Raw genomic sequence first — 21931 nt, forward strand, 5'->3', positions numbered from 1 at the left:
ATAATAAAATAATCGTCAATGTAACCTTCATTCGTGGTTTTTATCACGACAAAATATAGAGATTTTATATGACAACGCATGCCGCATTTTTACAAAAGATACAACAAAGTTTATGTCCTCCAGGAAATGGAGTTTTCACGGTTAATACTGCAAAAGAGCGCAAAGAACAGCTCCACAAAAAACTCTTTGGTACGACCGAAAACATCGATCAAAAATGGCAAGAAAGTTTAGAAGAGCTTTCAACAGCAAGCAAAGCTGTTGTACTTGGCATTGCCTCTGATTGCGGTGGTGGTATTTTACGTGGAGCAAACTGGGGGCCATTATTTGTGCGCTCAGCATTACTTGAACATCACCCTGAGTCGGTTAGTTTTGATTTGGGGGATGTGCGCGTGATACCTCACCTGTTGCACGATAAATATTTAAATGAAGGGACTATTACCAATTGTCGTAAAGCGCTTTACAATGACGAACATAGCCCATTAGCGGTAAGTCCATTAACAATTACCGAAGATGTTTTACATGATTTTTACGCCATTTACCCTGAAAAAGGTATTTTTGGTATCGGTGGGGATCATTCAAACAGTTATCCATTAACCAAAGCTTATTTGCAAGCGAAGAAAAAACAAGGCAAACGTGCCGCTATTATTCACTTTGATGCACATACCGATTTACTCGTAGAAAGGCTTGGTATCGACTTATGTTTTGGTTCATGGTGTACCCATATCTTGAAAGACTTACACGATCCTAGCCACCTCATTCAATTAGGCATACGCTCTAGCGGCAAACCAAAGTCACATTGGGAATCAACCTTTGGCGTACAGCAACACTGGGCGCATGAAATAATCGAACGCGGTGTTGATGCTGTACTAGCTGATATTATTGCTCATCTTAAAGCTGAAAAAATAGAAGAACTTTACGTAAGTTTTGATATTGACGCATTAGATCAATCATTTGCAGCAGCGACAGGTACACCTGAACCTGATGGTTTATCACCGGAACAAGCCATTAACATATTAACAACGCTTGCTGAGCAATTTCCGGTTACGGGCGCAGATATGATGGAAATAGCGCCGTTTACCGACAGTACCGGACAAGGCAGTGCCAGTGCGCAAACAACCTTAAAACATGGCGCAGATATCTCTGCCATGCTTATTGAAGCAATGGGGCGATAAGCTCATTACTTTAATGAGAATAAAGTCAATTCCCATAAAAAAAGCCGCATTGCGGCTTTTTTTATGCTTAACATAATTTACTGAATACCGTCACACGAAAAGTGTTCACCAAAGGGACCGCTCATACCAATACTAGCAGTAGGTGGTGAAATATCTTCATCGTTCACATCATCAGCAGAATTAGGCAAGGTATAGGTTGTCATCACATGACTTTCAGTACCTGCAACTTTCGCAGAAACAATCAAGTTAATATCTACCCAACTACCATAACTTTGTGCATACACTAAATCAATTAACACTTTACCTTCACTATCAGTTACCGCTTCAACAGGTACAGTATTATCATCTTCAACTGTTACAGTTAGCAATGAAGAAATTACATTACCAGGCGTTAATGTGCCGCTATTATTGGTATCTTCACCTGGATCCAGTATGCCATCTAAATTAATATCTTCATTATTACAACGTATTGGTGGTGTATCTTGTAAGTAGGTTGCGGTATCTCTGTCATGTGCACTTGCAGCATGCGCAGCCCCAGACTCTCCTGCGGTTGTCCAAACTTGGAATTCACCACCTACGTAAAATGGTACCCAACGGCCTTTGTAATAAGCATCAGGTACTGAAGATACTGTCACTTTTTGACCTACTACAGGGTTTGAGTCAGCATCAGTAACGAAAGCGACAAAACGTTTGGTATAGGTTGTATCGTTATCTTCTATTTCATTGCCCGTACCAACAGCAATAAACAGCTCTCTGTCTGCAACGGTCATCGTTACTGTATCAGTCACCGATGGTTGATCTTTTACCGTAGCACTAATTTCAATACCATCTTGAGCTGACACCGTATTTGAAGTGTAAACCGTTGATGCACTACCGTTACTATCAGTCACCGCCTCAGCGGGGAAAATACTGCCGCCGGTTACATCACTTAGGTTAAACACAATGGTTTTGTTCTTCACTAAGTTGCCATTAGCATCTCTTGCAACAACTGAAATAGTCGACGTTTGTTCATCAGGTCCAATCGAATTCGGCGAAGCTTGAGCGACAATTCGTTCAACGGTTTCGGCAATAAACTCAAACTCAAGTTGATTAGAAATTTCAACGTTATCATCTGTTCCAGTAAAGGTGACAATTGCCTTGCCTGCATCACTTGATGTTAACGAAGCAGAAACTTGTCCATTAGCAATAACACCTGATGATGAAGCTAAGCTACCACGGGTTGTAGAAAACTCAACTTTGGTACCATCTGCCACAGGGGCACCAGAACGGTTCCAGTCAAGTGTCACCGTTGCAGTATCTGATAATAAAACGTCAGGAGTGTCGGTACCGGCTGAAGGGTCGACATATTGCCCATCACCATTATTAAAGCGAGTAAAAGTAAAGGAATCGGCCTGCACAGAAACATTTTTAGAAGCTGTAGCACCTAAAGCGGTTGCAATAATCGCATTAGTACCACCTGTTCGGCCTGTTACATTAACAAACGCTTTTCCTTGAGCATCAGTAGTAACACTTGCTGGAAGTTCTAATGATGCAACACCGCCTGTTGGTGTATTTGCTAACGTTAGCGCAACTTCAACATCGGCTACACCACGACTGTCAGAATCAAGTACGTTAATACTAAACGAACTAGCATCATCCAATGCTAAAGAAGAGGAACCGGTTAATTGAACTTCAGTACCAACAACATACACATTGACATCATCACTAATGTCGCCATTACTCGCAGTTACAACAATTGTTCTATTTTCAGGATTACCTACTGTGGTTAATATAGCCGTCGCTTGGCCATTAGCGTTCGTGGTTGAACTTGGTACGCCATCCTCAGAACTAGGAATAAGTATTGAACCCGAAGGTTGTGAAACAAAAGAGATATCGATACCAGAAAGTAAAACATTATTACTATTCTTGGCGATTGCAGTTAATAACACACCTTGAGCACCACTTGATGACAACTGTTGGTTGCTAGCATAAAGTAAAATTTCGCTTACTTGTGGTCCTGTTACAACATTACCATCACCAGCACTATTAAAACCTATTGGCTCTGACTCTTCACCAGTAGACAATGAGGCTGAAATTTCGCCGCCACCTTCACTTGTACCAGCATACAAAGTTACTTTGGCAATACCATCACTGTTAGTTGCGCTCACTCCATTGCCATCAAAATAAGCTATCTCATCATCCGTTAGATCTAAACTAAAAGTCACTGACTTTCCTGAAACTGGGGCATTCCCTTGCTTTACCGTTGCAATAACATCTACAGGCGAGTCTTTTGAGACCTCTTCTGTGCTTGATAAGCTTAGTGAAATAGTGATTGGTTCAGGCGTAGTTGGATCAGAAGGGCCGTCTTGGCTAAGTCCTCCATCTCCACCACCACAGCCAATTAAAGCTATGCAACTAATGATATAAAAGAAGGTTCTCATTACTGCCATACAAGCATCTCCCTGATGTTGTGTTAATTAGGTAACAGTTTAATACTAACCGAAAAAAAAGAAAAAGGTCACTAACTTATTTAAAAAACCTCAACACTAGGTTTTTTAAAGCTCGATTAACTGGTACTCTTTACGGAAAATTTAATCCCTCTACCCAAAAATAAAATTATGACAACAACTAAAAAACCTTTTGGATTAACGGCGCGTATCATCATCGGTATGGCGCTAGGTATAGCAATAGGCCTTCTTCTTCAATTACTAATGGGAAAGTCTGGCGACTTCACTTTAAATTTAGGCTTATTTGAATTTTCATTTAAAGCTTTTTTCGTCGATGGTATTTTTGAAATTGGCGGTCAGATATTCATCGCAAGTTTAAAAATGTTAGTCGTACCACTCGTTTTTGTTTCACTTATTTGCGGTACTTGTTCTTTACAAGACACCACAAAGCTAGGACGAATTGGTGGTAAAGCAATTAGCTTATATATGGTAACCACAGCGATTGCGATCAGTTTTGCTATGTTCATGGCTTTTATTTTTGCGCCTGGCGAAGGCGTAAATATGACCACCAGCACCACTTTTGAGGCAAAAGAGGCACCGAGTTTAGCGCAAGTATTTATTCAAATGTTCCCGACAAATCCCTTTGCGGCATTTGCACAAGGTAACATGTTACAAGTGATCATTTTCGCTTTGCTCTTTGGCATTGCCATTGCACTTTCAGGTGAAGCTGGCAGTCGCGTAGCTAAAATGTTTGAAGACTTAAATGTTGTTATTATGCGTTTAGTTACCATTTTAATGAACTTAGCTCCATATGGTGTATTTTGTTTACTCGCTAAACTCTTTGCTACCATGGACTTTAGTGTTTTCTTAAATATTTTCGCCTATTTCATGGTTGTTTTTGTCGTGTTAATTATACACGGCACAGTAACGTACTCCGTGTTATTAAAAGTATTAACAGGGCTTAATCCGCTAACGTTTTTAAAGAAAATGCGCGATGCAATGCTTTTTGCTTTTTCTACCTCAAGCAGTAATGCCACTATTCCAGTAACCATGGAAACAGCGACAAAAAAAATTGGTGCTAATAACGCTATTTCATCTTTTACCGTTCCCTTAGGAGCCACGATAAACATGGACGGCACCGCCATTATGCAAGGCGTTGCTACTGTATTTATTGCACAAGTGTTTAACGTTGACTTATCCATTACTGATTTCTTAATGGTTATTTTAACGGCAACGCTAGCCTCAATTGGTACCGCAGGCGTTCCAGGTGTAGGATTAATCATGTTAGCTATGGTGCTTGAACAAGTTGGGTTACCGGTTGAAGGTATCGCATTAATAATTGGTGTAGATCGTCTCTTAGACATGACACGTACAGCAGTTAATGTTACTGGTGACTGTATGGTTACTACCGTTGTTGCGAAATCTGAAGGTCAGCTGGATGAATCAGTTTTTGAGAACGAAAATGCAGGTCGAAAAATTGAAGAAATCGACTTCCACCACTTAAAACAATAAGACAAGTAAAAACAATAAAAGGGGTCAGGTACAATTAAACTTAATTGTACCTGACCCCTTTTATATTCTAGTTAGCTTTGCGTGATCAAATAAAGCTTTTCCACTAAATGACTAACGTCAAACACACGCTGAGCAAAGCGTTTATCTAGTAATGTTTGTGCATGTAAACAAGTAACACTGTGATCAGAAAATAACTCAGAGACTCTCAGCTCATCAACAGGGAAAGGCGGACCAGACATTTCATCAGTAGGGAATTCTAACGTTAATAAAAATAACGTGGTGTGAGGGTTTATGAAATTCTTTAGTTGATTAACATAAGACTGCTGCATAGTTTCAGGTAATGCAATGAGTGCGGCTCTATCATATATCCAATCAAACTCACCTATTAAGTCTGTGGTTAATGAGAAAAAATCACCTTGCCATAAACTGATATTTTCATGGCGATAAACAAAAAAATCACCGTCACGCTTAGGCTGGATATTAAGTTGCTTTTCTTTGAAAAAATCTTGGCAAGCAATTTTACTTAATTCTGAGCCTACTACATTGGCGTATTCAGCAAACCAGATCATATCATCTGATTTACCAGATAAAGGCACAAGTACACGTTTGTTAGGCCAGACACCTACGTGTTGTTTTGTTGAACACTCATCCTTTAATAGTTCAGGCAATACGACCCGCTCAAGTAAAGGATGATACTCTACCTGATGAAATCCTAGGGTATTACGCTCCCAGCATTTATGCCAAAAGTTTGCTTCCATTATTTAATTAACTAGGAAAAATACGATTGTGTTGCCAAAGCTTACTAATCGCATTATCTATTGATAATGACGCTGCTTTAGATAACTTTTCTGCTAAACCTTTTTTAACCGCGTATTTTATGCCGATCACTTTACGATTTTGATTCGCCTGATAAATATAATCATCACTGGTGATCAGTTCATCGATTAAATTCACGGTGATCGCTTTTTTACCCAACCATGTTTCTCCTGTTGCGACACTTTCTACATCTAACGTTGGGCGATGCTCAGTAATATGTTCTTTAAAGAGCTCATGCATTTCTTCAAGCTCTTCTTTAAACTTTTCTCTGCCTTTATCGGTATTTTCACCAAACATGGTAAGTGTGCGTTTATATTCGCCCGCAGTTAACTGTTCAAAATCAACATCATTTTTCTTTAATACTTTATTAAAATTAGGTATTTGAGCGATAACACCTATAGAGCCAAGAATCGCGAAAGGCGCACTCACTATTTTATCTGCAACGCATGCCATCATATAACCACCACTGGCAGCCACTTTATCGACTGAAATCGTTAACGGTATGTTGGCTTGTTTAATTCTAGCTAGCTGTGATGCTGCTAAACCATAACAATGTGCCATACCGCCACCACTTTCCAAGGTTACTAACACCTCATCTCGCTCTGTAGCAACCATCAACACAGCGGTTATTTCTTCACGTAATGCTGACACTTCTTTCGCATCAATACTGCCCTTAAAATCAATGACAAACAAGCGAGGCTTTGTTGGCTCTTCACTATCAGACTGTGATTTTTTCGCTTCTTTTGCTTTTAACTTTGCGTTTTTTTTGTTTTGCTTTTCTTTTTCTTTTAACGCTTCTTTGCTGAGTAAGTGATGAGTAACTTCTTCTTCCACTTCTTTTAATTGTTCTGAAATATCAGTAACTTCTAATTCGCCTCTCTTCTGAGCTTGCTTCATCGCAGAAGCGGCAATAATGGCAACAATACCAGCGAACGCTAAGACAAAAGTAATGGTTTTCGCTAAAAACAATCCATAATCGTATATAAATTCCAAAGGATACTCCCTATATATGGTTCTTCTAACAAGTAAATGGGGATAATATTCAATAAAAAAAGCCCCAACACTATACGTTGAGGCTTTTTTGAATAATGAAAGGGTCGTATTATTTCACAAGGTCAGTATTTCCAACCTGTACCATTTGGCCTTTACTTAAAATGAAACTAATCAACTGTTTTTGCATTTCAGTCATTACTGCTGCACTTTTTTCTGCATCTGGTGATGCAGCATTAGGTCTTGGATCTAAAAGTGAACCATGGTGACCATATAAAAACCTTACAGCACCTGACCCTTGAGTTGTTTCACTAACCCCTGGTAAACCTAATAATGCAATGGCAGGTTCAGTGCCACCTAATGGCGTAAACGGTGCCGTATTGGTTACCACTTGATCTGGTAAGTTATCCATACCATTACCAACAATTTCAAACAATAATGTTGGTGTACCTGTAGCTGCAAGTTGTTGCACATAATTAACTGGGTCACCAGAATCATTTACGGTTTGTGCTATTAAGGTAAATTGCGCAAATACAGCGTCAAGCTCAGCTTTTTGAGCCGCTGTTAAGCCTGCATAAAACTGTTCATAAGTTGCCGTTAATTGATCTTGGGTATAACCAGAAGGGAAACTCATATCAACGAAGTTTTTAAAATCTTCCGATGCGCTATACGCTAGGTTTGATTTTGCTAAGCCTTCAAATGCTGGTGATTCAATACCAAAGTTAGGTAACATTAACCCTGGCATTGCCAACGTATTAGTTGTGATTTTTAACAAGGGGTCAAAAGTAGGCGCTAAAGGTGTATTGGCAAGAGTTACAGCATTGATACCATAAATTGCCCCTAATGAATGCCCAAGGAAATGCACTTCATTACTATTGATATTAATCACATTACCATTACTGTCTACGCCACCAAAGAAATTAAGTCCTAAACGAACTCCAAGTAGGTCTATAGCGCTCTGGCGAGTATTATCACGCATTGTTAACATACTACCTAAGTTCATATAATGTAGCGCACTTACCGTAGTAGCATTAATTTCATCGCCAGGCGCACCATCAAGATTAAACCCGCGCGTACCATGAATAGGGTAATCTATTGCTACGGTCGCTAAACCATTAACTGCTAACATACCTGTTAGATTCAACATCACTTCTTTTTGTGTCGTGATGCCGTGTTGTAGTATCACAACTGGCCAACCTTCGGCAGGTTCAGAAATAGGATCCATGCCCATACTAGCTCGCACAGGGTTCACCCAAGCTAAATCAGGCGTTGTCATCTGTACTTCAAGTGGCAACATTGCATTCACTTTTGGTACAGGGTTAAATTTGGTCAAGTTACGCTCGGTATCAATACCTAAATCGCGTAATCCTGGTGCAGGTAAGCCACTTGCTTGAGATATTGCCATACATTGTGCGTCTGTTGGGCTTACAGGCTCAGTTGGAATAGCCGCAGGGTTTTGCGCAGCAAGGCCGGCTAACATGGCCGCAGAATCACATAATGCAGTCCACCAAGTGTTCGCTGGTGCTGTTGGATTCTCAGCTGATGGCACTCCTGAATAATACGGCAAGGTGATACTACCTTTCATGTAGTTAGCGGCAGAATATAATGGTACAGCTTCTGGTGGAATTTGGTTAGCAAGTACATCAGCAACCGACATTCCTGTATCTGTCATGGCAATTGACGGATATACACCTTGTTGAAGGTTATTCGCCATCAAGCTTTTCAAGGTAAACATCACATCAGTGGTTGACTGAGTGGTCATCGCCATAGTGTAAATAATTTCATCGCTTGGCACACCAGCAGAAACAACGGCTTTTTCATAACTATTAACCGCAGCTTGAAGAACTAATTGTGATTCACTACCTAATGGTTTTTCATTAATATCTTGTCTTGCCAGTTCATAGGTTGTAGAGCCTGCAATGGCATTACCATCACTGTCTTGTAAACTATTTGTTAAAGCAAAAACATAAGTAGTTTTGCCTTTTAACGGTTTCAGTGGAACAAAGGCCACTGAATTTCCTGACTTTTGCGTCACAAAATCTTCTAGGTACGTTAGTTCTTCAACGATTTTACAAGCTAAACCACGCTCAACTGCGGCACAATCAACATCTGTTGTATCGCCCCCCATAATGGCTTCAAAAACACGTACAGAAGACGGATTAAAAACACTATCACCGTCAAGCATACGCCCTTCTGGCATATCAATATTGATCACAAATGGGTTAACAGTTGACCAACCATCTAATGCGCTTGCTGCAACAAAAGGATCAGAACCGTCTGTAGGATCTTCTACAGGAATTTCTAATGTACCATCTATAGAACCTGAAAAAATCAAATCATTAGGTACGGAAAGCCCCTCAATACCAGAGGCAGGATCAAATACAATACGTGCTGGCGTAATAACAGCAGGCGCTTCGCTTGCTACATCTTTTTTAACATCTTTTACGGTTTCGCTATCACAGGCTGCCAAGCCAAGGGTGCTTGCAATTGCGAGACTCAGTACTAGCTTCTTCATTTTTTCTCCCCATAGACGAGTCTTTTTATAATTGTAATTAGTGCTTATTTTTATTAATAAGACTCAGTCAAGTTTAACAAGTTAGACCAGTTAAACTTAACTCAAGAATAGCCTTTTCGCTAGCGCTTTTTTCATAAATTCCGTAAATTTTAGTAAAACAATGCTTGTTTGCTTAACTTTTCCTCGTCAGAGGCGATGTCAATCAGTAAAATAACCATTCATATTCGCAATTTTACAATCACCATGTTCGATTACACGATAAAAGACAATTGCTTAAAAAATAAAATTATTTTGATCACCGGTGCAGGAAGCGGTATTGGGCGCCAAGCAGCATTAACATACGCTAACTTAGGCGCAACTGTTATTTTGCTTGGAAAAACAGTGAGTAAACTAGAGCAAGTTTACGATGAAATACTGGCCAATAATGGTGCAGAACCCGCTATTATCCCTTTAGATTTAAAGGGTGCAACCCAGCAGCACTATATTGATATGTCAAACACCATCGCACAACAGTTTGGTCGGCTAGATGGTGCTTTACTCAATGCTTCGATGTTAGGTGAATTAACACCCTACACCCATATTCATCAGCAAATTTGGGATGATATTGTTCAGGTTAATATCACAGCGCAGCATTTATTAGCACAAGCGTTGATCCCTACTTTATTAAAAGCAGATAATGCATCTTTAGCATTTACCACTTCAAGTGTAGGTAGTAAAGGTCGCGCTTATTGGGGAGCCTACAGTGTATCAAAATTTGCCACAGAAGGGTTAACGCAGGTTATTGCCGATGAATATGATGAAACAAGCTTACGGGTAAATGCCATTAATCCTGGCGCTACAGCAACCCCAATGCGAGCAACAGCATATCCAGCAGAAGATCAATCAGCATTGGCATCAGCAGAAGATATTATGCCTCTTTACGTCTACTTAATGGCTGATGATAGTCAATCAATTACCGGTCAAATTATTAAAGCGCAATAATAACAGACTCATTAATCTTTATTTTGTTAGATATAAAAATGCCGAGCAATACTCGGCATTTTTATGAATTTATAGCATTAACGTAGCTCTCTTCGAAGAATTTTCCCCACATTAGTTTTTGGTAACTCTTGCCTTATTTCTACCTGTTTGGGCACTTTGTAATTTGTTAATGCACTTTTACAGTGTTTTATAATATCTTCTTTGGTTAACGAAGTATCTTTTAACACAACAAATAACTTCACCTCTTCTCCACAAACTTCGTGAGGAACACCAATAGCGGCAGCTTCTAGTATTCCTTCATGCGAAACAGCAATTTCTTCAATTTCGTTTGGAAAAACATTAAAGCCTGACACAATAATCATGTCCTTTTTACGATCAACAATTTTAAAAAAACCATTTTCATCCATTGTTGCAATATCGCCAGTAGCTAACCAGCCATCCTTTAATATTTCATCGGTCGCTTCTTGACGGTTATAATACCCCGCCATTACTTGTGGCCCTTTAACACACATTTCGCCAGCTTCACCAATTCCTGCTTCTGTGCCGTCATCTTTAATAATTTTAATATCAGTTGAAGGTGCAGGTAAGCCAATGCTGCCATTATAATGTGCTTGATTATATGGACTAAGCGTCACCAATGGCGCACACTCAGTTAAGCCGTACCCTTCTAATAAGCGAGTTTTGGTGACTTTTTCCCACTTTTCAGCAACAGGGCGTTGTACCGCCATACCACCACCCAGTGACACTTTTAAATAGCTAAAATCTAAATCTGCAAAACCTGGTGTGTTAAGTAACCCATTGAATAACGTATTCACCCCTGTTATCGCAGTAAATTGGTACTTTTGTAACTCTTTAACAAACCCAGGCATGTCTCTAGGATTTGTGATCAATAAGTTGGTGCCGCCAAGCGTTAAAAACGTTAAGCAGTTCGCGGTAAGCGCAAAGATATGATAAAGCGGTAACGCGGTAACCACTAGCTCTTTACCTTCTTCTAATTGAGGCTTAATTACCGCTTTTGCTTGTTCTAAATTGGCCACCATATTTCTGTGCGTTAGCATTGCACCTTTAGAAAGGCCTGTTGTGCCACCTGTGTATTGTAAAAACGCTAAATCTTCCCCTTTTAATAGCACGGGTGTAAAAGGTAGATTACGTCCTTTAGATAACACTGTATTAAAACGTATCGTACCTTTTAAATTAAATGCAGGTACCATTTTTTTAACATACTTAACAACCGCGTTTACAATAGTTCCTTTAATCAGACCTAAACGATCGCCTAATGATGTCATCATCACGTGTTGCACTTGCGTTTTATCAATAATTTGCTCAAGTGTATGGGCAAAATTTTCAATAATTAACATACCTTTTGCACCAGAATCGTTAAGTTGGTGTTCCAACTCTCGAGCTGTATACAGTGGGTTTACATTAACCACGGTTAGTCCGGCAAGTAATGCACCGAAAAGCGCTACAGGATATTGCAAACAATTAGGTACCATAATGGCGAATCTATCACCTTTTTTAAGCCCAAGTTCTTGCTGGCAGTATGCTGCGAATGCTTTAGCTTGTTCTTCTAGCTCAGCATAGGTGATTTCCGCCCCCATGTTGATAAAGGCAGCACGATTTGCGTATATACCTACGTATTTATCAAACATCTCGACTAACGAGCTGTATTTGTCCGGATCTATTTCATGAGATACTCCGGGCGGATAACTTTTCTCAAGCCATACTTTTTGCACTATGCATCTCCTCTCTTGCACGCAACATTAACACAAGCCTCTGTCGTTAATTATTTTTTAATCAATCTCTTTTTTAATGTTATATTTATCAGAGATGTGGGCCAGTGAGTTTTAAAACACTTGTTTGAATCAGCAAGTTTTACTGTAATACTGGTCTAATGTCTATTACTTTTGACAAAAATTCACCTATGAACGACAGTTTTTACTAATTCATCGGTTTTTTAATAAATTCGTCAATCAGACTCGCTGTTTTTTTCGGCAACTCCATGTGAACATGGTGACCACCACTTAGTTGATAAATAGTTAACTTTTTAAAGTATGGTTTAAAAATGTTAATTGCGCGCGCAACAAAGTCTAAACCTTTATCACCGTAAATAAGCTGTACCGGACAATCAATATTATTCACTAGATTAGTTGCTTGAGCTTGAGTCAACCGATAAGGAGAAGTATTCCTCAATTTACTATCGGCCTGCCACGTATACCCTTTTTCTAGTTTTTTTAAACCACGATTAACAATGAGTGATGCACATTCTACGTTTAAATCAGAAACCGCGATTCTCGCATTTATCGCTGACTCTATTGTCGGGTGAACTGATTTACTTTTATGTCGGGACTTAAATCGACTGAGTAAGCCATTTCTTAGTTGTTGGGAGGTATTATCTGGTTCCTCAGTAATAAACCCTATTGCATCAATTAGTGTTAAGCTCGCAACATTTTCTGGGAACGATGCAGCAAAAGCTTGAGCAATCATTCCTCCCATGGAATGGCCAACAATATCCACTTTCCCCCAACCCTGCTGTTCAAATAAAAGTACTAAATCATAAACATAGTCTAAAAAATGGTAATGTGCATCTTCGCCTCGATGGCTTGAGTGTCCATGTCCCGGCCAATCAATGGCGACAATGTAGTATTTAGGTAACCATGGCATTAGCGGTAAAAAACTTGCTGCGTTGTCTAACCAACCATGCAAAAACAATATCGGCTTTTCATGCTCAGCGCCAGAAGCAAGCCCAGCTATATGAGCACGGCTTATTTTCGCGGTAAATTCGCTGTTCATCGCCGTAAAATCACTCAGGCTTATTTATTTTTAGTACTTGTAGTTGGCTTAGCAGGACTATTCACTCGACGGTAAATAGGTCTATGTAAGTATGGGTTCGAGTAATACCATCGCGAAGGAGTGTACCAATGCGGATAATGTTCAACACGAACATCCACTTGTTTTATTTCTTTCCATAAATGAACGTAGTCTGCTTGTAACGTTGGATATTGATATTTATGCTCGCCTATCTTTCCTTCGGTAACATCACCTAAACGACCAATGGCAGTAATACTACGACCTTCTTTATAAATGACAGGATCTAATAAACCAGAATAGATAACTTTGAAGCGCCCTTTCGTTTCGTCTTTTACTTTCGGCCGCGTTGATCTCTTCAAATCAAAATGTACAACTTCGATTACGGTTCGATCAGCTTCATTATTCACTTTTGCAATAACACCGCCCCATCTGACAGTAGAGCCTTTTAAACTATTCGTTTGGCTTTTAGCTTGCTCAAAGTTCGTTAAAGAGGCATTGTCTGCGACTGAAAGCTTTTCAGGTACATGGACACAAGCAGTTGTTAACAAAGTTAATAAACTAAATGCAATAATTCGAATTGTCATAATATTCTCCATTTAATACTGCCGAGATAAGTGCGATTTTATCAATAAATAGGCGGTCATCATACCAAGAGCGCACCAAATCACCACCCAAACAAACTCAGGCATAAAAGTAAGTTGAGCTAGGGTTGCTCCATCGCCTAACGAGCGACCATCAAATAAATACAATGGGCTTTTTATGCTGTTAAGTACCACTGTAGCACCCGTGAGTTGAAATAAGAAAGGTAAATACGCTTTTTTAAAATAAAACAATTTTAACGTAACAAACATAAGTAAAAACAGAATGATCCCTATTGTTAATATATCTTTTGCCCATAAGACTAAACTCGTTGCGATCACAAAAGATAATGCGCCAATAAAGACTTTTGTAACCGTTTGGTGCATGGTTGATACTCTTACTAAGCCATACCCGAATAAGCTTGCTCCGGCATAGCCCATAAAACTAATCAGTAAACGACTACCACCTTGGGTGGTACACAACCCTGACCCATCAATATTAAGTTGAATACTGACAATACTGCCGCCCGTAATCAAAGCAGCTAAGCCATGGCTAAGTTCATGAAAATAACTTTCAAACCATTTTAGGGGAATAGAAATAAAAGGTATTTCAACCACAAAAAAAGCGATTAAAAAAACAAACACAAGTTGATAACGTTGAAAAAAACTCACGTTGGATATGGAAGGTTTATCGTGGATCAATAAAGTAGCTCTTTATTTTAAGCGTATAAGTCAACGCCAAAAGATTTGGAAATAATCTCTTGCTGCTGTTGATTATTAATTGCTTGATAAGCAGACACTGCAACTTGATGACGTTGCGAAGGTTGATCGTATTGTGCCTGCTCATTAGAAGTCGTAGGTTCATTTTGCGCCGACAAACGTTGTTGTTCTTGTTCAACAAGCGCGATCGCTTGTTCGTCAACATCAAATCGTTGTTGTTGGTCGTTACTGTTTTCACGCTCTGCAGACTTTTGCTGCTGTTCACGAACAATTAACTGTTCACTTTCTTTACTCACCCTATTTTGGCTTTCAATACTAACGTTCTGGTTAACTTGCGGCGTGTGAGCTGTCGAACTATTTACTAACATAACTATAAAGGTAACAAATTTTCAGCTATTCGCCAAATCTATTCTCTACCTGGCAGCTTTTTCCAAGAAACTGTATCTCGCACATATACCGGCTGTGCCTGTTCAGCGGCTACCGCATTGCCCGCCTGAAATTGCACCGAAGCTAGGGTTAACATTGCGGCAGCATTAGGAAATAATATTTCTATGTTCTCAGCATTACCTGCTAGCGGCGCTAAACTATCCTGATAGGTTTGCCAACCAGTACCTACGCCATAGGGAGCATTAAATGCTTGCTTTAAATAGTCGGCAGCTTTATTTGGCGCAATAACCGTTTCATCAACTATCGGCTGCATAATGCCTTGTTCATCAGCACGGTAAGCAGATAAGTATATTTCTGACATCCTCGCATCTATAGCAGCGATAACTTCGGTTTTTTTGTGCTGTTCAAGCGCTTGCTGGGCCATTGCTTGTAAGGTTGAAACCCCTACAACTGGCAACTCTGCAGAAAACGCTAAACCTTGGGCTACACCAACACCTATTCTAACGCCAGTAAAGCTACCAGGCCCTTGACCAAACACCAAACCATCTAACTGCTGTAATGAACAATCTGCTTGTTTCAATGCTGCATCAATCATCGGTAACAAAATAGTACTGTGAGATTGTGGGCATAATTCGAATTGCTCTATGAGCTGACCTTGCCACGATAATGCGACTGAACACCCTTCTGTTGACGTATCTATTGCGATCAAATTTAACATAACATTTTACTACTGGTCGTTAATTTGGTGCAGATTAGCCAAGAATTGTTCAGCAGCGTAAGTATCACGGCTACGCTTCATATCTGGCAAACTGCTTAAAAAAACCTGCCCGTAAGGGCGGTTCACTAATCTATCGTCACATATTACCATGATGCCTTGATCGGATACATCACGAATTAACCGTCCGACCCCTTGTTTTAAAGCAATGACGGCTTGTGGTAATTGAATATCTTGAAAAGGGTCACCTCCTTGTCTGCGTGCATCTTCGCTTCGTGCTTGCAACATAGGGTCATCAGGTGATGCAAAAGGTAATTTATCAATGATCACACAGGTTAGTTTATCACCACGTACGTCAACGCCTTCCCAAAAGCTGGCTGTCGCTAATAACACGGCACTTTCATTTTCAATAAATTCATCGAGCATTTTTCGCTTACTCATTTTCCCTTGTACTAATAATGAATTATCAATGCGTTCAGCTAATATATCAGCCACTAGGTTTAGCATCCGATAACTAGTAAATAACATAAAACACGCGCCTTTACTCGCTTCAATTAGCGGGATAGCAAGCTCTGCCAGTGCATTCGCCCTAGCAGGGTTTTGTGCATCAGGTAAATAACGCGGTACGATTAATTGCGATTGATGCAAATAGTCAAATGGGCTGTCAACCAATAACGTATTGGCACTAGATATACCTAGTTGCTCAGTAAAATGTTCAAAACCACCATTTACAGCAATCGTCGCAGAGGTAAAAATCCACCCTGCATCCGACTGGTTAATATAATCACTAAACTTATCGGCAACACTCAATGGTGTTAGGTGAAGTACAACATGTCGACGAGTCGTTTCATACCAAAAACTCATGCCAAATTGTTCGACATTTGCCATGATATCGTATTTTGCAAGCGTTGCTACCGCACGTTCAAAACAATTATCAATGGCTTCACTACGTGAAATACAGAGCTTTAACACCTGATACAAAAAGTCGAGATCGGTTTTAATGTTTTCAAAACTACGTTGAATGCGAGGCAATTGAATTTTTTCTCGCCAATTGCCTCTCGCAGGATCATGTGGAAATAATAAACGAAATTCCATCGCTGTTTTTTGTAATTTCTCGGCGGCCTTACCAAGCTGGTTCACGTCAGTAAATTCAGTGCGATAAAGTTGTAATACATCTGAGCAAAGCTCTAATATTTGCCGCGTAGAAAACGCATCACCAAAGTATTCACTGGCTATATCGGGTATTTGGTGTGCTTCGTCAAATACTACTACATCCGCTTTTGGGATAAGTTCACCAAAGCCTGTATCTTTTAATGCCATATCGGCAAAAAACAAATGATGATTCACCACCACAACATCAGCATCAATGGCTTTTTTACGCGCTTTAACTAAATAACAGTCATCAATATTAGGGCAATCTTTCGCCAAACAATTATCAACCGTGCTGGTGACGAAAGGAAATATATGTGAATCTTCAGCAACGTCAACTAACTCGCCAATGTCCCCTGTGTGTGTTGCCGTACTCCACGATTGAACCTTAACAAAGTCTGCTAGTGATTGAGCATCCAACTGCCCTCGCTCTTGCTGATATAATGCTAAGCGATATAAACACAAATAATTTGCACGTCCTTTTAATAAAGCCATTTGCGCGTTAGTCGCCATTGCCTTGCGCAATAGTGGAATATCTTTATGAAAAAGCTGTTCTTGAAGGTTTTTAGTACCCGTTGAAACAATCACTTTTTTTTCAGAAAGTAGCGCTGGTAATAAATAAGCGAAGGTTTTACCTGTACCAGTTCCAGCTTCCGCCACTAAGCTTGATTGATTTTCTATCGCAAGTTCAACTTCGATTGCCATATCAATTTGAGCTTGGCGCGGTGAATAACCATTAAGCACTTTCGCTAATACGCCAGAAGTTGAAAATGCTTGTTCTACAGGTGTCATAGGGTACTAGGCAGAAGAAATTTTCGCCCATTATAAAGCGCTAACGTAGAATTGGAAGTCACCATTAATGGAAATATTATCTCAATACTGTATTGATATAGGTAAACCTTAGATCGCATACACTCTTTGTTTATTACCTGTCGAAAAAACATACGTAATGAATATATCAGAGTATGTAATATTCGCATAAATAGCGCAAAACAACTGTGTTAAACGTAAATGTCTAGATGCGGTTTATCATCATCGTCTTTATCGTTTTTATCTTGGGAATGTTTAGGATGTAACACATCTTGTTTATGCAATATTTCAGGTTCTACCACTTCATCAACCACATACTGGGGTGGTGTTTGTTCTTGATGTGTGTCAGTCGTATTGTCGTTTGTATGAGCCGAATTCTGGTCAGATTGAGAATCTTTAACAAAATATAAATGATGATCTTCCACATGATCAATATCATCAGAAAGCGCTTTTGTTGCCGCCTGCTTAGATAGTGACTTAACGCGTAGTTTGTCTGGTTTAATCGGCGTTGGTCTTACCTTAGTTAACGCTGTTGTAAAAATATCCATTATTCACCTGTTATCCGACACTTGCAATAATGTTAAAAATACATTCAATTTATATATCGGCTTATTTAGAGCAAAGTTTACATGTTTAGACCATATTTTCATAAAACGATCACATTTATTACTTGCGCTTGACTTCTTTTACCCGTACTGTAAAAAGCAATTAACGTATTAATATTGAATTGTGTAGTAACCAAGGTAACATGTTTTACCACTTGCTATACATCCCATGAGAAAAGAGAACGAAATAAATGTACTTAAACCTGATCGCAATTCATCATCACCATCATACGAATTAGCCACTCAGGTTTATTCGCTGAGGGGCTATTGGACCTTTCAGCGGAATAAAGTAAAAGTCATTACCAAAACCCCCGAAAGAGTCCATCTCTCTCGGGGGTTTTGTCGTTTTTAACGCAAACGAATTGTATATACAGGGTAATTGGACTTTTAAATTTACACATTAATGAACTAGGAATGAAACAATGACAACTGATACTCGCTTACGCATTGCGATGCAAAAATCTGGTCGCTTAAGTGATGATACTCAAGCATTATTAAAACGTTGCGGCTTAAAAATTAACGTATCTGATCGACGTTTACTTGCACATGTTGCCAATATGCCCATTGATATAATGCGCGTACGAAGTTCAGATATTCCAGGGTTAGTAATGGATGGTGTTTGTGATTTAGGTATTGTTGGTGATAACACACTTGAAGAAACAGCATTAGAGCGCGAACGTTTAGGTGCTAAGTCTCAATATATTAAAACCTCACAGTTAAACTTTGGTGGCTGTAGACTTTCAATAGCCATGCCTGAAGAATTCAATTATCAAGGCGTTGAAAGCCTTAACGGCAAAAGGTTCGCTACCACCTACCCACAACTATTACAACGTTATGCCGATTCACAAGGTATCAATATTGAGTTTTGTTTACTTAAAGGCTCAGTAGAAGTTGCACCAAGAGTAGGTTTAGCCGACGGTATTTGTGATTTAGTGTCTACCGGCGCAACATTAGAAGCTAATGGTTTAAAAGAAGTTGAAGAAATTTTCCGCTCGAAAGCTTCTTTAATTCAAACGGCAACACCTTTAGAAGCAAGCAAGCAAAGTATCTTAGATACATTATTACCACGTATTCAAGGTGTGATGAAAGCGAAAGAAAGCAAATACATTATGTTACACGCGCCTAAAGACAAAATTAGCCAAGTCAGTGCACTTATGCCAGGAAAAGAAACACCAACAATTCTTCCGTTAGCGGGCCGTGACGATTTAGTCGCTGTGCATGTAGTAGCGACAGAAACCTTCTTCTGGGAAACCATGGAAGGATTAAAAGACCTAGGCTGTGACTCGATCTTAGTCATGCCAATTGAAAAAATGATGGGGTAGTAACATCATGTCTATCCGCATTATTAATTGGTCATCATTAAATAAGCAAGAAAAACGCAATGCACTGATGCGCCCAGCACTTGCTGAAAGTGATTTACTTGCGACCCAAGTGGCCAATATTATTAACGAAGTAAAGGCCAAAGGTGACGAGGCGCTTTACAATTTTTGTCAGCGCTTTGATAGCGTTACCTTAACTAGTTTACGTGTGAATGACGAACAAATTAACCAAGCAATCGCATCATTAAGTGAAACACGTTTAGCTGCGATTGAAACAGCTTATCAACAAATTAAACGGTTTCATCAAGCCCAACAACCTTCAGATATTACCGTAGAAACAACACCCGGGGTTGTGTGTACGTTAAAAACAGAGGCCATAGAAAGTGTAGGACTTTATATACCGGCGGGCAGTGCACCGCTACCTTCTACGGCTCTCATGCTTGGTGTTCCAGCACAGCTTGCTGGTTGCAATCGAAAAGTGCTTGTTAGCCCACCTGACAAACAAGGTAATATTGCTCCTGAAGTGTTAGCAGCTGCCAAGTTATGTGGGATAGATGAAATTTATGCCGTTGGCGGCGCACAAGCATGTGCTGCACTTGCCTATGGTACTGATTCAATCGCGCCGGTTAATAAAATATTTGGGCCAGGAAATAAATACGTTACTGAAGCAAAAACGCAGCTATCACAACATGTTGCCGGTTTTGCTATTGATATGCCAGCTGGCCCCTCAGAAGTATTAGTGATTGCTGATCAGCATGCAAACCCTGCTTTTGTTGCCGCTGATTTATTATCTCAAGCAGAGCACGGCCCTGATAGCCAGGTCATTTTATTATCAGACAGTAAGTTACTGATAGAACAAGTGAGTAATGAACTGACAAAACAGGTATCGGTACTATCACGTAAAGCCATTGCGTTAGAAGCCTTAAAACAAAGCCGATTAATATTAACCGAAAGCTTAGCTCAAGCATGTGAAGTTTCGAATCTGTATGGACCTGAACACTTGATCATACAAACTGACAACGCCGAACAATTGCTGACAACCTTGCGTAATGCTGGTTCGATTTTTGTGGGCGCGTATACTCCTGAGTCAGCAGGTGATTATGCAAGTGGTACAAACCACGTCTTACCTACTTATGGTTACTCTAAAGTAGTATCAAGTTTGTCATTAGCTGATTTTTCGCGCCGCTTTACTGTACAACAACTGACAAAAGAAGGCTTAGCCAACATAGCAGACTGCATCAAAGAGCTGACTGATGCAGAAGGGTTAGACGCTCATAAGCGCGCCGTCACTATCAGGCTTGAGGAAACAACCGTATGAAAAACATCAATACATTAGCACGACAAGAAATTGTTGATATGGTGCCATACCAGTCTGCTCGCCGTTTAGAAGCAGGCAACGGTGAGTTCAACTCAAAAATTTGGTTAAATGCCAATGAAGCTTCAGGGCCTGGCATTTATTCTATCAATGGCGATTGCATTAATCGCTACCCTGATTTCCAGCCAAAGCATTTAATTGATGCCTACAGTCAGTACTGTGGGCTTAACAAAGAAAACATCTTAGCAACGCGTGGTGCTGACGAAGGTATAGAATTAATTATTCGCACTTTTTGCCGTGCGTACCAAGATAATATCCTTATTTGCCCGCCAACTTACGGCATGTACGCCATTAGTGCTGAAAATCACGGTGCTGGTATTGTTAAAGTGCCATTAATTGAGCAGCAATTAGATGTTAACGCGCTTGAACAACAAGTAGGAAAAGTGAAGGTTGTTTTTCTTTGCTCACCCGGCAACCCAACCGGCAACCTACTTAACAAAGACGATATCATTCGCACCATCGAATTATTCGCAGACACAGCCATTGTGGTGGTTGATGAAGCCTATATTGAATTTTCTCCGCAAAACACAGCGGTAAACTTACTTGCCAAATATCCAAATGTTGTTGTACTGAGAACATTGTCTAAAGCCTTTGCTCTTGCTGGTCTTCGCTGTGGCTTTACGTTAGCAAATACAGATACTATCACGTTATTAAGTAAAGTAATTGCGCCATACCCTGTTCCAGCTCCTATTGCTGAAATTGCATCAGAAGTGCTATCAAATAAGGGGTTGGAACAAGTAAAAGTACGTGTGCAAGAGACAGTCATACAACGAAATTCCTTAGCCAGTTGGCTTAATGAGCAAACTTGGTGCGAAGCAGTTTTTAATTCTGACGCCAATTTTGTTTTGTTTCGATGCGCCAATAAAGAAACCAAAAACGCCATTTTTAATACCCTAACGAATCAAGGCATCTTAATTCGTGATCAATCTAAACAAATGCAACTCGAACATTGTTTACGCATTAGTATAGGAAGTGAACGAGAATTAAGTGTTTTAAAGCAAACCCTAACAGCGTTCAGCTCATCACCAGTTTTAAAAGAAGTAGTAGAGTAAT

At 39.8% G+C, this 21931-nt stretch carries 18 protein-coding genes and 1 other annotated feature; of the genes, 6 read left to right on the plus strand and 12 right to left on the minus strand.

The features are described from left to right. Positions 1-68 precede the first annotated feature (68 nt). Positions 69-1172 carry an arginase family protein gene (locus QUE72_RS12500; protein WP_286269323.1) on the plus strand — a complete coding sequence of 368 codons (1104 nt, stop codon included), beginning with the start codon at positions 69-71 and terminating at the stop codon, positions 1170-1172. Between the two features lie 77 nt (positions 1173-1249). Here the strand turns inward: QUE72_RS12500 and QUE72_RS12505 are convergent, their stop codons facing one another. Then, positions 1250-3601 (minus strand): Ig-like domain-containing protein, encoded by a 2352-nt coding sequence (locus tag QUE72_RS12505; protein ID WP_286269324.1) that lies wholly within the window; start codon positions 3599-3601, stop codon positions 1250-1252. 168 nt (positions 3602-3769) lie between these two features. Here QUE72_RS12505 and QUE72_RS12510 point away from each other — a divergent pair, with 168 nt between their 5' ends. Continuing rightward, positions 3770-5110: a dicarboxylate/amino acid:cation symporter gene (locus tag QUE72_RS12510; protein WP_286269326.1), complete on the plus strand. Its 1341-nt coding sequence runs from the start codon at positions 3770-3772 to the stop codon at positions 5108-5110. A gap of 71 nt (positions 5111-5181) precedes the next feature. On the opposite strand, the gene QUE72_RS12515 is transcribed toward QUE72_RS12510, so the two are convergent. From QUE72_RS12515 to QUE72_RS12525, 3 genes are all read right to left on the minus strand, one after another. Next, the gene (locus QUE72_RS12515) at positions 5182-5868 is read right to left on the minus strand and encodes a class I SAM-dependent methyltransferase (protein ID WP_286269328.1); all 687 of its coding nucleotides are present in this window, start codon (positions 5866-5868) and stop codon (positions 5182-5184) included. 7 nt (positions 5869-5875) lie between these two features. Then, the gene (sohB, locus tag QUE72_RS12520) at positions 5876-6919 is read right to left on the minus strand and encodes a protease SohB (RefSeq protein WP_286269329.1); all 1044 of its coding nucleotides are present in this window, start codon (positions 6917-6919) and stop codon (positions 5876-5878) included. Between the two features lie 109 nt (positions 6920-7028). Further along, positions 7029-9431, minus strand: a complete 2403-nt coding sequence (locus QUE72_RS12525; RefSeq protein ID WP_286269331.1) for a VolA/Pla-1 family phospholipase — start codon at positions 9429-9431, stop codon at positions 7029-7031. A 243-nt stretch (positions 9432-9674) separates the two neighbouring features. On the opposite strand from QUE72_RS12525, the gene QUE72_RS12530 reads away from it, so the two are divergent. After that, entirely contained in the window at positions 9675-10412 is a 738-nt protein-coding gene (locus QUE72_RS12530; RefSeq protein WP_074495606.1) for a YciK family oxidoreductase, read from the plus strand. A gap of 77 nt (positions 10413-10489) precedes the next feature. Here QUE72_RS12530 and fadD read toward each other — a convergent pair whose 3' ends face one another. The 8 genes from fadD to QUE72_RS12570 form a co-directional block, all read right to left on the minus strand. Then, complete coding sequence (gene fadD, locus QUE72_RS12535; RefSeq protein WP_286269333.1) at positions 10490-12145, minus strand: long-chain-fatty-acid--CoA ligase FadD; 1656 nt, start codon at positions 12143-12145, stop codon at positions 10490-10492. A 205-nt stretch (positions 12146-12350) separates the two neighbouring features. Next, positions 12351-13202, minus strand: coding sequence for an alpha/beta fold hydrolase (locus QUE72_RS12540; protein WP_286269336.1), 852 nt, complete (start codon positions 13200-13202; stop codon positions 12351-12353). Positions 13203-13222: 20 nt separating this feature from the next. Further along, positions 13223-13804, minus strand: a complete 582-nt coding sequence (locus QUE72_RS12545) for a Slp family lipoprotein (protein ID WP_074495563.1) — start codon at positions 13802-13804, stop codon at positions 13223-13225. 12 nt (positions 13805-13816) lie between these two features. After that, complete coding sequence (locus tag QUE72_RS12550; RefSeq protein ID WP_286269339.1) at positions 13817-14500, minus strand: M50 family metallopeptidase; 684 nt, start codon at positions 14498-14500, stop codon at positions 13817-13819. Positions 14501-14517: 17 nt separating this feature from the next. Continuing rightward, a complete protein-coding gene (locus QUE72_RS12555; RefSeq protein ID WP_286269340.1) occupies positions 14518-14886 on the minus strand; it encodes a hypothetical protein in 369 nt (122 codons plus the stop codon). A 38-nt stretch (positions 14887-14924) separates the two neighbouring features. Further along, on the minus strand, positions 14925-15623 hold the full coding sequence (tsaB, locus tag QUE72_RS12560) for a tRNA (adenosine(37)-N6)-threonylcarbamoyltransferase complex dimerization subunit type 1 TsaB (RefSeq protein WP_286269341.1): 699 nt from the start codon (positions 15621-15623) through the stop codon (positions 14925-14927). Positions 15624-15632: 9 nt separating this feature from the next. Further along, complete coding sequence (locus QUE72_RS12565) at positions 15633-17561, minus strand: ATP-dependent DNA helicase (RefSeq protein ID WP_286269342.1); 1929 nt, start codon at positions 17559-17561, stop codon at positions 15633-15635. A gap of 209 nt (positions 17562-17770) precedes the next feature. After that, positions 17771-18127, minus strand: a complete 357-nt coding sequence (locus QUE72_RS12570; protein ID WP_286269343.1) for a hypothetical protein — start codon at positions 18125-18127, stop codon at positions 17771-17773. A gap of 271 nt (positions 18128-18398) precedes the next feature. Further along, positions 18399-18530: a sequence feature (His leader region), on the plus strand. A gap of 76 nt (positions 18531-18606) precedes the next feature. Between QUE72_RS12570 and hisG the strand changes: the two genes are divergently transcribed. From hisG to hisC, 3 genes are read left to right on the plus strand one after another with little or no spacing between them, the layout of a single operon-like run. Then, positions 18607-19506 carry an ATP phosphoribosyltransferase gene (gene hisG / locus QUE72_RS12575; RefSeq protein ID WP_074495558.1) on the plus strand — a complete coding sequence of 300 codons (900 nt, stop codon included), beginning with the start codon at positions 18607-18609 and terminating at the stop codon, positions 19504-19506. 7 nt (positions 19507-19513) lie between these two features. Further along, entirely contained in the window at positions 19514-20821 is a 1308-nt protein-coding gene (hisD, locus tag QUE72_RS12580; RefSeq protein WP_286269346.1) for a histidinol dehydrogenase, read from the plus strand. Beyond that, positions 20818-21930 (plus strand): histidinol-phosphate transaminase, encoded by a 1113-nt coding sequence (gene hisC / locus QUE72_RS12585; protein WP_286269347.1) that lies wholly within the window; start codon positions 20818-20820, stop codon positions 21928-21930. The genes hisD and hisC overlap by 4 nt, the downstream gene beginning before the upstream one ends. Position 21931: the final 1 nt, after the last annotated feature.

This window comes from Thalassotalea hakodatensis (assembly GCF_030295995.1).
Taxonomy (GTDB): Bacteria; Pseudomonadota; Gammaproteobacteria; order Enterobacterales; family Alteromonadaceae; genus Thalassotalea_C; species Thalassotalea_C hakodatensis.

What these genes read in the sequence shown, in the direction of transcription:
- QUE72_RS12500 (WP_286269323.1), top strand. Translation starts at nt 69, where the DNA reads ATGACAACGCATGCCGCATTTTTACAAAAGATACAACAAAGTTTATGT.
- QUE72_RS12505 (WP_286269324.1), bottom strand. Translation starts at nt 3,601, where the DNA reads ATGGCAGTAATGAGAACCTTCTTTTATATCATTAGTTGCATAGCTTTA.
- QUE72_RS12510 (WP_286269326.1), top strand. Translation starts at nt 3,770, where the DNA reads ATGACAACAACTAAAAAACCTTTTGGATTAACGGCGCGTATCATCATC.
- QUE72_RS12515 (WP_286269328.1), bottom strand. Translation starts at nt 5,868, where the DNA reads ATGGAAGCAAACTTTTGGCATAAATGCTGGGAGCGTAATACCCTAGGA.
- QUE72_RS12525 (WP_286269331.1), bottom strand. Translation starts at nt 9,431, where the DNA reads ATGAAGAAGCTAGTACTGAGTCTCGCAATTGCAAGCACCCTTGGCTTG.
- QUE72_RS12530 (WP_074495606.1), top strand. Translation starts at nt 9,675, where the DNA reads ATGTTCGATTACACGATAAAAGACAATTGCTTAAAAAATAAAATTATT.
- QUE72_RS12540 (WP_286269336.1), bottom strand. Translation starts at nt 13,202, where the DNA reads ATGAACAGCGAATTTACCGCGAAAATAAGCCGTGCTCATATAGCTGGG.
- QUE72_RS12545 (WP_074495563.1), bottom strand. Translation starts at nt 13,804, where the DNA reads ATGACAATTCGAATTATTGCATTTAGTTTATTAACTTTGTTAACAACT.
- QUE72_RS12555 (WP_286269340.1), bottom strand. Translation starts at nt 14,886, where the DNA reads ATGTTAGTAAATAGTTCGACAGCTCACACGCCGCAAGTTAACCAGAAC.
- tsaB (WP_286269341.1), bottom strand. Translation starts at nt 15,623, where the DNA reads ATGTTAAATTTGATCGCAATAGATACGTCAACAGAAGGGTGTTCAGTC.
- QUE72_RS12565 (WP_286269342.1), bottom strand. Translation starts at nt 17,561, where the DNA reads ATGACACCTGTAGAACAAGCATTTTCAACTTCTGGCGTATTAGCGAAA.
- QUE72_RS12570 (WP_286269343.1), bottom strand. Translation starts at nt 18,127, where the DNA reads ATGGATATTTTTACAACAGCGTTAACTAAGGTAAGACCAACGCCGATT.
- hisG (WP_074495558.1), top strand. Translation starts at nt 18,607, where the DNA reads ATGACAACTGATACTCGCTTACGCATTGCGATGCAAAAATCTGGTCGC.
- hisD (WP_286269346.1), top strand. Translation starts at nt 19,514, where the DNA reads ATGTCTATCCGCATTATTAATTGGTCATCATTAAATAAGCAAGAAAAA.
- hisC (WP_286269347.1), top strand. Translation starts at nt 20,818, where the DNA reads ATGAAAAACATCAATACATTAGCACGACAAGAAATTGTTGATATGGTG.